The 12,492-nt window shown below is 56.1% G+C and carries 12 protein-coding genes and 1 pseudogene; 9 read left to right on the forward strand and 4 right to left on the reverse strand.

Going from position 1 to position 12,492, the window contains the following annotated elements; all coding sequences use genetic code 11:
* Window positions 1-175: 175 nt before the first annotated feature.
* A pseudogene (locus OQZ28_RS16150) lies at window positions 176-271 on the reverse strand (IS5/IS1182 family transposase); the annotation flags it as partial.
* 12 nt (window positions 272-283) lie between these two features.
* Complete coding sequence (locus OQZ28_RS16155) at window positions 284-844, reverse strand: recombinase family protein (protein ID WP_010517544.1); 561 nt, start codon at window positions 842-844, stop codon at window positions 284-286.
* A gap of 230 nt (window positions 845-1,074) precedes the next feature.
* Between OQZ28_RS16155 and OQZ28_RS16160 the strand changes: the two genes are divergently transcribed.
* From OQZ28_RS16160 to OQZ28_RS16175, 4 genes are all read left to right on the forward strand, one after another.
* Window positions 1,075-1,794: a hypothetical protein gene (locus tag OQZ28_RS16160; RefSeq protein WP_458136635.1), complete on the forward strand. Its 720-nt coding sequence runs from the start codon at window positions 1,075-1,077 to the stop codon at window positions 1,792-1,794.
* A complete protein-coding gene (locus OQZ28_RS16165; RefSeq protein ID WP_176644053.1) occupies window positions 1,794-4,397 on the forward strand; it encodes an EAL domain-containing protein in 2,604 nt (867 codons plus the stop codon). Before OQZ28_RS16160 ends, OQZ28_RS16165 begins: the two co-directional genes overlap by 1 nt.
* Window positions 4,398-4,507: 110 nt before the next feature.
* Entirely contained in the window at window positions 4,508-5,122 is a 615-nt protein-coding gene (locus OQZ28_RS16170; RefSeq protein ID WP_420605126.1) for a hypothetical protein, read from the forward strand.
* Between the two features lie 87 nt (window positions 5,123-5,209).
* A complete protein-coding gene (locus OQZ28_RS16175; RefSeq protein WP_010517535.1) occupies window positions 5,210-6,031 on the forward strand; it encodes a 2OG-Fe(II) oxygenase in 822 nt (273 codons plus the stop codon).
* An 81-nt stretch (window positions 6,032-6,112) separates the two neighbouring features.
* Here the strand turns inward: OQZ28_RS16175 and OQZ28_RS16180 are convergent, their stop codons facing one another.
* Window positions 6,113-6,553: a Ros/MucR family transcriptional regulator gene (locus OQZ28_RS16180; RefSeq protein ID WP_053323822.1), complete on the reverse strand. Its 441-nt coding sequence runs from the start codon at window positions 6,551-6,553 to the stop codon at window positions 6,113-6,115.
* A 125-nt stretch (window positions 6,554-6,678) separates the two neighbouring features.
* On the opposite strand from OQZ28_RS16180, the gene OQZ28_RS16185 reads away from it, so the two are divergent.
* Window positions 6,679-6,858: a hypothetical protein gene (locus OQZ28_RS16185; protein ID WP_176644054.1), complete on the forward strand. Its 180-nt coding sequence runs from the start codon at window positions 6,679-6,681 to the stop codon at window positions 6,856-6,858.
* A gap of 141 nt (window positions 6,859-6,999) precedes the next feature.
* Here OQZ28_RS16185 and OQZ28_RS16190 read toward each other — a convergent pair.
* Window positions 7,000-8,123 (reverse strand): IS3 family transposase gene (locus tag OQZ28_RS16190; protein WP_162838768.1). Its coding sequence is split into 2 segments (ribosomal slippage): window positions 7,000-7,895 and window positions 7,895-8,123, totalling 1,125 coding nucleotides; the frame shifts between segments, so codons are not numbered across the junction.
* A 290-nt stretch (window positions 8,124-8,413) separates the two neighbouring features.
* On the opposite strand from OQZ28_RS16190, the gene OQZ28_RS16195 reads away from it, so the two are divergent.
* From OQZ28_RS16195 to OQZ28_RS16210, 4 genes are all read left to right on the forward strand, one after another.
* Window positions 8,414-8,935 carry an RNA polymerase sigma factor gene (locus tag OQZ28_RS16195; protein ID WP_053323819.1) on the forward strand — a complete coding sequence of 174 codons (522 nt, stop codon included), beginning with the start codon at window positions 8,414-8,416 and terminating at the stop codon, window positions 8,933-8,935.
* Between the two features lie 66 nt (window positions 8,936-9,001).
* Entirely contained in the window at window positions 9,002-9,973 is a 972-nt protein-coding gene (locus OQZ28_RS16200) for a FecR family protein (RefSeq protein ID WP_082267055.1), read from the forward strand.
* A 243-nt stretch (window positions 9,974-10,216) separates the two neighbouring features.
* Window positions 10,217-10,639 carry a hypothetical protein gene (locus OQZ28_RS16205; protein WP_458136634.1) on the forward strand — a complete coding sequence of 141 codons (423 nt, stop codon included), beginning with the start codon at window positions 10,217-10,219 and terminating at the stop codon, window positions 10,637-10,639.
* Between the two features lie 57 nt (window positions 10,640-10,696).
* A complete protein-coding gene (locus OQZ28_RS16210) occupies window positions 10,697-12,082 on the forward strand; it encodes an IS1380-like element IS1380A family transposase (RefSeq protein ID WP_217420494.1) in 1,386 nt (461 codons plus the stop codon).
* The last annotated feature ends 410 nt before the right edge of the window (window positions 12,083-12,492 follow it).

Genomic DNA, 12,492 nt, shown 5'->3' on the forward strand with positions numbered 1-12,492 from the left:
GCCCTTGCCAGAGATTCCAGTTCCTGACGCTCCAATGCCGTCAGTTCAATCGCAACCGCTACACGTCCCATTCGATTACCCCTGCCATCAGGATAATCATATAAACTTCTCGATCAGGACACTAGAGGGTGTTATGCACCTTGAATGAGTATAGCGGCATTTCTAAGCATGAAGGTTCAACGCTTTCGCCCGTCGCGTTCTGAATGGCGGCAGCAAGACGTCCCACCTCGGCGCGATCATATCGACTGGCTGGTGTGACATGCAGGGTCAGCGTAAACAATTCTTACTTGTTATTGGTAACTGCTCGATAGATGGTGGCTTTATGCACGCCAAAACGGGCTGCGACTTCTGAAATGGAGAGGTTCTCGTCACGGACAAGCTTCCGGATCGTCGCAATCTGCTCTGCGCTGAGCTTGGCTGGCCGACCAAGATGGACGCCCCGTTCCTTGGCCCGTTTTCGACCCGTTTCCGTGAGGTTGCGGCTTAATGCGCGTTCAAATTCAGCAATGCCGGCAAAAACACCAAGAATCATTTTCCCATAGGGAACGGTGGTATCGGCCCAGGGTTCACAAAGGGAACGCAGCCCTGCTCCTTTTTCACGCAGTCGATCAGCCACCTCCAGCAGGTGGGGCGTTGACCAGGCAAGACGGTCCAGAGAATAGACAACCAAAGTATCATCAGAAGAAAGTTCTGTCAGGACGTCCCCCAGAATGGGCCAGTCCCGGCTCAATGTAGGAACTTTTTCCTCATATATTTTGTTACAACCCGCCTTTCGGAGCGCTTCTACCTGTTGGAGAAGCGTCGCTTCTTCCGCATTTTCGCGCGCGTACCCGATCAGCATCATATTATTCGTTTATATTGGCACATTAGCTTTGTTTTATAGACGATTGCGCGAACGCATGGCCAGCATTTTTTTGGTTTTCAAATGACGGGTCTTATGCAACAATAAATTCCGTTACGTCCTCATCACCTCCACCATCATGCGGTTTCACATCGGGCAGAAAGGCCACGCCACAAATATTTCATATTTTGGCCCAATAGCCAGTGGTCAGAAACCCCGAAACTTCCTTGCTGGTGCGAGTATTTTTGAGACAGGCGATACATATGAAGATGGCAACGGACAATGGCTGCTCCCTTGTGGTCCGCGCGGACGAGACCGCGGTCAGAAACGGCTTTTTCAACTGGAACAACGTGATTGAGGTTGTAAACAGATCACTTCCCCTTTCACGCAGGTCGGACCTGTCTTCCTATCGCTTCGTCATAGGGTCACGAGCCTGGGTCCGCACGAACCTGACAGATCTGGCCCGGTGGAGCAGTTGGGAATATGTCCTGCAGGGGGGAACGCTGGAAATCGACAGTTTTGGCCCCTTTCAGGTTCTGTGGCTGCACCTGATTATTGATCCGGCGGGGGGAGAAATCATTTTCGGACCCAAGCATTCCGAAGCCGGCCTTATCCTGATCGACATCACATTTGGCAGTTCGGACCGCGCCGCGCCATTCAGCCTGATATTCCGCGGCAACGAGACCCTGACGGCATCCTATGATTCCGATACCCGCATCACGCTGGTCGGACTGCTTGCGGGATGTGGGGCGGAACGGGACTGCGCGGCATGGGCGGTCGTGCGCTGTGATGGGGACCCCTACGGGCTGTCCCGTCCTGAAAACTGGCAGCAGGGGGGAGAAGGGACAGACACGTTCCCGCTTTTTCTCAAACGCTACCGGACACAGACCCCTGAGAACGGCGTCGTCATCCATTTACCCACCAGAACACAACAGACAGGCAGACCAGACTAATGGGCGAACGACAGACCTATCCCATTCCGGACAAACTGCTGGAAAGCATTGATACGGGTATCCTGCTTGTCAGCAATGATAACACAATCATCTTTGCCAATGATAACGCGGCCCGTATCTGGGGTGGCCCCATGCCCGGACTGGTCGGCCGGAAACTCGATATTCTCTTTCCCACCGGGACAGACATCCTGCCCTGTACCTTTGGTGAGAACCTGACGAATGTTGCGCTATGCCCATCCGGCGTGTCCGGGGGTAAGGTCTGTCGTTCCCCTACGGAAAATCACCACCACCTGACCTTGCTGCGGCATGACGGCACGGCGTTTTCTGCCGAGATGTCCGTGGCACGGGCCGAGGGGGCGGGACAGCAGGTGTTTGTTATTTCCCTGCGCGACGTGACACGGGATCTGTCCCGACGTGAACAGGACCTGCAGTATGCCACCATCGTACAACGCAATGCATGCGGCATCCTGATACTGGACAGCCAGTGCCGCATTACCTATGCCAATGCAGCGGCGGCCCGGTTTTCGGGCATCGGTGCCGAGGGTATGGAAGGGGCTGATTTCTCGGCCTTTCTGTCCGGGCAGCAGGGCGATATTGCAACATTACAGGCCTTTCGCCGTCGTCTGCAGCGCTGTCGGCCCTTTGAACTGGAAATTCATTCCCGCACCGACACAGGTCAGGACATCTGGCTTCTGGCAACCGTAACGCCCTTATGCAGCCCCTATGAGGAACTGCACAAAGTGATCGTGGTGCTGAATGACATTACGGGCAGCGAGCAGATAAAGGCGCTGCAGAAGGATATGATGGGGGCACTGACCAGCAACCTGTCCTTCAACGAAATCCTCGCCTTGATGTGCCGCCAGATTGAACGTATCGCCCCGGATGTCGTAACACAGATCGTGGTCGTGGATGATGAACGACGCATGCACCCCGTAGCGCGCGCACGGCTGCCCGCACAGATTGCCGAAGTCTGTGCTGACCTGCAGATAGGCCCCGAGGTCGGGTCATGCGGCACGGCACTGTTCACCGGCAGGGAAGTGGTTACACCAGACATTGAAGCCGATCCGAAATGGAAGGGGTTCTGGCAGTTTGTCGTCCCGCATGGCCTCATGGCCTGTTGGTCGGTGCCGATCCTGCTGCGTGACGGCCGGGTAGGCGGCAGCCTGGCTTTCTATTTCCGTGCCAAGCGCGCACCGGGCAGATGGCACCGGCGGATTGCCGATGCCTGCCTGCACCTGTGCGCGCTTGCCATCGAACAGCAGCGCTCGCGTGAGGATATCGCGCGGCTTACGCAGTATGACACCCTGACGGGCCTGCCCAACCGGACCGGGCTGCGGCACGGTATCAGGCAGCGGGCGGCGCGCGCGCGGCATGAAAACCTACTGGCCCTGATCATAAACCTGGATCGGTTCCGGGCCATCAATAACGGACTGGGACGCCCGGCAGGCAACATGCTGCTGGCTGCGTTGGCCCGGCGGCTATCCGGTCTTATTTCCAGTGACGACCTGCTGGCCCGCAGCGGGGGAGACGAATTTACCCTGATCACGACCGGCGGGGTGGAACGGGCCACGGCACTGGCCGATTCCGTCATGAATGCCGTAGCGGAGCCGGTCGTGATTGACGAGGTTCCCGTTACCGTTACGGCCAGTATCGGCATTGCGGATAATGACGGCGGCCGGCGGGAGACGGAAATACTCATGCAGCAGGCAGAAACGGCGCTGTCGCAGGCGAAGAATGCCGACCGTAACTGCTATCGTTTCTTCAGCGAGGAAATGAACCGGCAGGCGGCGGACCAGATCCTGCTGGCCAACGCGCTGAAGGAGGCGATCAGGACGGACCAGCTCTATCTGGTATACCAGCCGCAGGTCCATGCCGCGACCGGCCGGCTGGAAGGGGTGGAAGCCCTGGCGCGATGGACCGATCCAGCCCTGGGCATGATATCACCGGGCCGTTTTATCCCCCTGGCGGAAGAAACCGGACAGATCGAGGCAATCGGGCTGTGGTCACTGCGGGCGGCCTGTCGACAGATGGCCCTATGGATGCAGGCAGGGGTGGACGTTCCGGTCGTATCGGTCAACATATCCGCGCTGCATTTCAGAAATCCCGACCTGCCACGCCTGATTGGCGAGATCCTGCACGAAAGCGGCATTCCCCCACGGCGCCTGACCATCGAACTGACGGAAAGTGCGATGATAGAAAATTACGATCAGACCCTCATCGCCGCTCAGGCGATCCGGGCCATGGGCATCGGGCTTTCCATGGATGACTTCGGAACCGGTTTTTCCAGCCTGTCGAACCTTGCAAACCTGCCACTTAACGAACTCAAGATTGACCGAAGCTTCATGGATGGCTTTGAACCGACGGGCAAGGTTCACTCTGTGGTCACGGCCATCATCCGTATCGGGCGGAGCCTGGGCATGACCGTGGTGGCGGAAGGCGTGGAAACGCAGGCGCAGCTTGACCTGCTCCGGCAGATCAACTGCGACGTGATACAGGGATATTTCTTTTCCAGGCCCCTGGATGTGCAGGATCTTGAAGCATGGCTGAAGGCGCGCCCCGATACCGGGTGCTCACAGCCTGGCAGCCGGCATGATGCTGCATGAGACGGACATGAATAATGGCGTGACGAAGGGGAGCCGCCCCCCGGTTACCAATTCTTTACAATAAAAGCTTTCTTATCGGATTCGGAGCTTTATCTGTTGCAGGACCGGACATGACACGTGCGCACCGCAATCCCGATTTCCCTGCAGGCGGAGATGCCGCCCTGTGGCAGCAACTATGCGGACAGCCTGCCGCGGATGATCCCGTTACGCAGATGCTTGTGGCAAGTGGCCTACCTGTACTACATGGCATTATCTTGCCATTTGGTACAGACGAACGTGTGGAGATTGACCACATATTTGCCAGCGCAGACGGGTTGCATACTTTACATGCGAAACATTACATCGCGTGGATCAATACGCCTTCTTCCGAAAAAGAAATCCGGTCGCAGGGCGGGGCTGGAAATTTTGCCTATAATAATGATTTCCTGCAAAGTTTCCTGAAACTGGCAGAAGCCGTCAGCACCACCATAAATGATCCATTACCGACACAGGACGGAACCCCCGTTCCCGTGACGGGCCATTTCCTGCTCCCGTACAAGGAGCCACTGATGGCCTCCCTGCAGGATCATGCCCTTCTCCTCCCGGAACTGGAAAACATGCTGAATACCTTGGCCGGCAAGGGCGCCATTCCTGCCGAATATGGCGAGGCATGGTGCCATATTGGAACAGTGCATCATAAATACGTAGTCGCATCATCACAGATACAGAATCGAAGCCCCTTCTGAACTTTTCCTATCTGCACAGTAGACCGGATTTACTAAAAACATCCCAATATCCTACCGCACCTGGCAAGACTATTATTAGGATAGCAGATGTCGTACGTACCCCTGTTAAAAAGAATGGACCGGTCCGACACTTCCCGGCTGAACAGTCTTGCGCAGGAGTTCAAGACAGCCAAGCCATTTCCACATCTGGTCATGGACGGAATGTTCTGTGATTCCCTGCTGAACGAAGCGTTGCAGGCTTTTAATCTCGATCACGTAAACAATATAAATGTATTCCAGAACCAGCTTCAGTCAAAGCGTTCGACCAGCACAAAATCCGTCATGCCTGCAGCAATACAACGGTATTTTGATATTGTGAACGGTGCACCGTTCCTCCGGCTACTGACCAGATTGACAGGAATCACGAATCTGCTTCCCGATCCTTATTTTTATGGGGGGGGCATGCATGAAGTCGCGGGGCAGGGACATTTTCAGGTCCATACCGATTTTCGTTATCACCCCCATACGTGTCTGGAAAATCGCCTGGCTTTGCTGACTTACCTCAATCATGACTGGAAGCCGGAATATGGCGGCCAACTGGAACTGTGGCAGAAAAATCCAACCCGGCCTGTCAGAAAAATTGTTCCCCGGTTCGGGCGCAGCGTTCTCATGCTCCAGTCGCCTGATTCATGGCATGGACACCCCCAGGCCGCGCGAACAGGATATCTGCGGCGGACACTCATTACATATTTTTACACGGCACCCAAAATAAAAGCTGACAGGACGGAACAAAGCACGATCTATCTATCCAACAGCAGACAATCGACCATGCAGAGAGCAGAAATATTCGTACGGAACATAATTCCGCATTTTGTTATTGATACGGCAAGATGGGTACGACACAGAAAACGGAAGCAAAATTTTAGATAATAGCGTTCGCGCGCTTCTTGCATGAGAAATGCTGCTATACTCATGCAAGGTGCATAACACACCCTCTAGGGGAGGGGGCTGTTAAGCCCCCTTTCTTCTACGGCCACGTTTAGCGATCTTTGGCTCGTGGGTTGCGGTAATCTCTCGTCCCAATCCCATCTCTCGCGCCAGTTCTGAGCGGCGATTGGCATAGTTAGGCGCGACCATTGGGTATTCCACAGGCAGGCCCCATTTTGCCCGATACTGTTCCGGCGTCATGCCATAGGCAACACTGAGGTGACGCTTGAGCATCTTCAGTTTTTTTCCGTCCTCAAGGCAGATAATGTAATCGGGAAATACAGACCGCTTAATAGGGACCGCTGGGGTCGGCAGCTCTGAAACAGGCTCCGCTTTCGGAGACAATGACTGGAATACGCTTGTAATCAGATAAGGCAGTTTTTCAGGATCAATCGTATTTTTCGACACATATGCAGCAACCATCTCTGCGGTGACAGATATGCGCCGATTCAGTTCCTCGTCCATGCTCGTTTCCTAACAAATAAATATAGACCCGTTTATGCACGGGGCATCGGGGAATGTGATCCTTTGTATATATTCCAGAGGACCATTTTCCTATATCTTAACTTAAGGAAGGTTTGGAATGTAAGATGAAAGTATCTGCTATGGTGGCTGCTATGTTGAGGGAAACCACTTTAGAAAAAGCTAGACAACGATCAGTGCATCATATTTACCGATGCCTCGATGCTAATCTTCTCGATAGTGCAATATTTTGGATGAAGGTTCGTGATCGACTGGATACCATCGCGGAAAGCGGTGAACTGCACTGATGCGACTTACCCAGCACACGGATTATGCCTTAAGGTCATTCTTCATTTAGCGCAAAGTTCCGACAAACGGTATACTGTGAGGTATGTTTCTGAGCATCACGGGATTGGAGTTGTGACGGTTTTGTGCCGGTCAGGCAGTGATTATGCCACTCTTGCTTCGAAAGCGAGGGGGCTGATGCCGCCCAGATATGAATGGCGTCGACGTGGATTGTAGAAACCATTGATATACTGGAAGATGGCGGCAGTAGCCTGACGGCGGGTTGGCCAGTTCTGTCTCCAGAGCCATTCCGCCTTCAGGCTTTTGAAAAATGTTTCGACAGCAGCGTTGTCGAAACAGTTTCCTTTTCCGGACATTGAAGCCAGCAGTCCATGGGCCAGCAGCTTTTTCTGGAAATCATAGGAGCCATACTGGCTGCCACGATCGGAGTGGAAAATGCAGCCGGGCGCCGGGTCACGCAGCCGCACCGCCATATCCAGGGCACGGATTGCCAGATCCTTTTTCATCCGGTCGCTTACGGCCCACCCGATCACACGACGACTGAACAGATCGATGACGACAGCGAGGTAGAGCCAGCCCTCGGCAGTCCAGATATAACTGATATCTCCTGCCCATTTCCGGTTGGGTCCATCAGAAAGGAAATCACCGTCCAGAAGGTTGGCCGCAATGTCAGACTGACGGTGGCTGTCGGTCGTCACCTTGTGGCGACGGGTGCGCACGGGCCGGATCCCGTTGTCCTTCATGAGGCGGCCAATACGACGTTCCCCGACATCAAGCCCGGCTTCCCTAAGCTCCATGGTCATGCGCGGCCGTCCGTAGGAGCCGTTGCTCAGGGCATAATGTTCACGGATATGCGCCAGTACCTTCAGATCGGTACGCTGGCGCTGACAGGCCGGTCGGGATGTCCAGGCCCGGTAACCCCGTGCCGAGACCCGCAAGACCTGGCACAGCCTCTCGATTGGCCATTCATGCCGATGTCCGTGGATGAAGGCGAACCTCATGGCTTTTGGCTCGCGAAGAACTGGATAGCTTTTTTTAGGATTTCCCTCTCCTCCCGCAGAATCCGGTTCTCCAGACGAAGACGTTCATTTTCGCGGGCCAGGTCACCCTGAGGCTCGGATGTCGGCCCGGTCGGACGGTACTCCACTATCCATTTACCCAGAGTAGATTTGCCAATACCAAGGTCGGCCGCAATGCGCGTGCGTGACAGCCCACTGCTCAACGCGATCCTCACGGCCTCGCGCTTGAAATCTTCCGTATGCTTCATGGTCTCGTCGGTCTCCTGATATGAGCTTAAAATGCTCGAAGGACCGGCACAAAACCGTTACAAGTCCACGTCCGTGAATCAGATTTCAGACCAGATCTCCTCGGCCAGGAAGGATATCCATTCGAACAGAAAATCATGAGCAGGCCAGCATCACTTGTCTGAAAGTGGAGGCTCCGATAGATAGAAGATAATAACTGTTCGCAACTTATCCTCATGAGATGAGTCTGGCGGAACACCAGGAAGACGGGCGGTCAGGATCATGAACATCCGGCCGAAGGGATACGGGCGTCATGTCGAACAACCTTTTCATACTGAATAATGTCTTCGCGGCCGAACGTAATGCATTGACCCGCCTGTTCCAGAAAATGAGTCGGACCATGGCAGCAGAAGATCTGCTGCAGACGCTCTGGCTGCGTATCCAGCGTGTGGGTGACAATCCGCCAATCCATAATGGACGGGCCTATCTGTACCGCCTTGCGTCCAATCTGGCGGTCGATCAGGGGCGTGCTGATGCCCGTATCGAGCGCCTGCAGGCTGAAGCGCGGTTGATCCTGTATGGAGATGAAAGCACGCCGGATGTGGAACAGGCGTTTCTGGCGCGCGAGGAACTGGAGCGCGTCATGGCCGCCGCCGAACGCTTGCCGGAACCGACGCGCACCATTTTCTGGCTGAACCGCATGAAAGACGTGCCGTTACGTGAGGTGGCGGTCATGCTGGGGGTTTCGCGCACGACTGTCGAAAAGCATATAAAGCGTGCAATCACCCTGTTGGGAGATGCGCGTAACAGTCAGGATGTTTCCCGTCAGGGATAAGGGAATGTGGGGCTTCGGAATGTCCCTGTCCTGCCAGGTCGGCCATAAACCCTTCCGAAAGCAGATATGACTGGTTCCAGCGCACCATCTGATCGCATAACGACTCAGGAAGCCCGGCACTGGATCGCCCGGCTGGCGTCGGGTGATATTACCGAACCCGAAATGGCGGCCTACAGGCGCTGGGTTGCGGATGTGCATCATCATGCGGTCTTTCAGCACGAACTGAAATTATGGCGTAGCCTTGACCGGATCGGGGACCATCTTGCCCCGCGGCTGCCTGTCGTACGGCAGTCCGTAATGCGACGGAGGCGCAGGTGTTGCGTCCTTGCCGCGTCGGGACTGGCTGCGGCTGCCTGTCTGGCTGCTTTTCTGGTTGGTCCTGACCTATGGATGCGGCTGCATGCCGATCACTGGACCGGGCATGAAATACGCGCCTTCACGCTGGCGGATGGCACACGGACTGTACTGGATGCCGATGCCGCCGTCGCGGTGCATTACGGGGTGAGAACGCGCACGATTGAACTGCTGCGCGGTCGCGCATGGTTTGACGTGCGCCATGACCCGACCCGTCCCTTTCGGGTTGAGGCCGCAGGCAGCGTGACGGAGGACATCGGCACCGCGTTTGAAATCGATCCCCATGCGGATGGTAAGATCGAGACGACCGTGGAAAGCGGGATGGTGCGTGTCTCCACGCGTGAGGGGGGACAGTCCATCACCCTGACGGCAGGGCAGCGCGCGGTGTGGCAGGGCACAGGCCAGATCACCCGGCAGGGGGATGTGGCTGTGGACACGGTGGCGTCATGGCGGGACGGGCAACTTATGCTGACGGCGGTGCCCGTGCATATGGCGGTTTCAACCATCGCCCGGTACCGGTCGGGCATGACGCTGGTCGTGGACCATCTGGATGACCTGCCTCCTGTCACGGCATTGGTGGATGTGCGCAGACCCGACGATGCGCTGGGTGCGCTGGCGGCCGGAACACATCTCAGATTGTATCATTTGCCCGGCAATATCGTGCTGGTGCGGCGGAGTGGCTGAAAAAAAACACGAAGGGGGTTAGGCAGGCCGCCCGTGGAAACGTCATAGGAATGTAAGGGGTAATAACGACTCTCATTTGCATTCGTGTCTGTCGTTTTCATGAAGGATTTTCACTTGTCGCATATCGCTCCGGCGGGACGTCGCATTACAATCCCCATGGCATTGGCGCTGGGCACTGCGCTTTCAACTTTTGGTGGGCCATCTGCGCTGGCACAGCAGGCACAGGCGGGCAGGGCAGGTGTCATGCACCTTGACATCGCGCGACAGCCGTTGGGAGCTGCATTGCAGAATTTTTCACGTAGAACCGGCGTGCAGGTGGTCTATACCTCCTCCATTGAATCCGGCATCGTCTCGCCAGGTGTCAGTGGGGATTATGACCCCATGACCGCACTCGCACATCTTCTGTCCGGCACCGGTGTTACCTTCCGCCAGACAGGGACGAACAGTATCACGCTTGCGCCTGCGGCAGCTCCCATTACTCTGGGGCCCGTGCGGGTGGGGGGAGCCGCTGCACCAAATGGACCAGTTGGCTCCCTCAATACTGAACAGATCACGGTCATCGGGACACCGCCGCGTTTTCTGGCCCATGCGTCCCATGCCGGTACGAAAACGGACACGCCTCTGATCGACGCGGAAATCTCACGGAAGGGTTGTACATCGGGTTAGATTATGAAAAAGTCTGTTTTGCACAAAAGAAATTTCCATAATCATCAAGAAAACCCGATGCAGACAGAGTGTAGCGCAGGCGCGTATGAGTTTCCAGCCTCCTGTGGACGGCGTGTTGTGGCCCGTTTTGACGGGGGTCGCATGAGTTCGGATGGGGGCGTCATTCTGGTGAAGCAGGCTGATGACATTCTGGGTCTCAGCCGCCGCTTTGCTGCCTGTTTTCGCGATAAGCGGCATCCCGGCTTTGTGGAATACCGGGTTGAAGACCTTGTCCGTCAGCGGATCATGGGCCTGGCACTGGGCTATGAAGATCTCAATGATCACGATGCCCTGCGGCATGACCAGATCTTTGGTCTGGCCTCGGGCCGTCTGTCAGGAGGTCGGGCCACCTGTGCGGCACTGGCCGGAAAATCCACACTGAACCGGCTGGAGCGCAGTGGCCACAAGGCAGACCGTTACTGCCGCATCATTGCTGATCATGATGCCCTGGCTACCCTGTTCGTGACGCTCTTCATGGACCAGCATGAGCGCGCACCCGCCCGGATCGTTCTGGATGTGGATGCCACCGATGACCGTATCCATGGCCATCAGGAAGGCCGGGCCTTTCATGGATATTACGGCCATAACTGCTATCTGCCGTTATACATCTTCTGCGGGGACCATCTCCTCAGCGCTACCCTGCGCACGGCAGACAGGGACCCGGGGAAGGAAGCACTGGCAGACATCCGCCGGATCGTGGAGCAGATCAGGAGCCGCTGGCCCCGGGTGCGTATCCTGGTGCGTGGGGACAGCGGTTTCGCCCGGGACACTCTGATGACATGGTGCGAAGACAACCACGTTGACTTCCTGTTGGGGCTTGCAGGCAACACCCGCCTGTATGACCGGATTGCCTCTTTGTCCGCTGAGGTTCGTGACGAAGCCGCCACGACAGGCAGAGCGGCGCGCGGTTTCGCCTCCTTTGACTGGATCACAAAGGACAGCTGGACGCGCCGCAGGCGGGTGGTGGCCAAGGCCGAATGGCGCCACGGCAACCGCTATCATCGCTTTATTGTCACCACGCTACCGCAGGGAATGTCCGACCCCCGCCATCTCTACGAACAGATTTACTGCGCACGCGGGGATATGGAAAACCGCATCAAGGAATGCCAGATGGATCTGTTCTCAGACAGGACCTCGTCCCACACCATCCGGGCCAACCAGCTCCGGCTGTGGTTCTCGGCCGCAGCCTATGTCCTGCTGACCGCTCTGCAAAGACTGGCCCTTGGCCAGACCAGCCTGGAGACGGCGACCTGTGGCACCATACGCGCACGACTGCTCAAAATCGCGACACGTGTAACGCTCAGCGTCCGTCGGATTGTCCTGTCCATGCCGGACATGTTCCCCTGTCAGCATGAATTCGCCCTCGCTCATGCACGATTGCGAAGGCTCCGGCAGGCCATCTGAAGAAACAGACAGTGCACAGACCACATAGCTTCCACCAACACTGCCTTCTCAGGCCGTGACACCCTCACTGCGTTCAGAACCCGCCGCCAGAAGCAGAATATCGTCAATATTCCAGATCGGGCTCCTGTGGGATGACTGAATTCTACAAAATGACCTGAAATTGCCTCAAGTGTGAGATGGGGTGGTTGCCGTCCTCCCCGCACGGCATCGCAATGTGCCAGAATGGTCGTTGGAAGAAACGACTGCGCGAAAGGACGGCAGATGAAGGATACAGTGATAGGCGTTGATCTGGCAAAGAACATTTTCCAGGTTCATGGAGCTTCGCGTGCGGGCGAGGTGATGTTTCGCAAAAAGCTGCGTCGTCAGCAGTTTATGCAGTTCATGGCCACGCAGCCGCCTGCTCTGGTCGT

The sequence above is a fragment of the Komagataeibacter sp. NFXK3 genome (assembly GCF_054182245.1).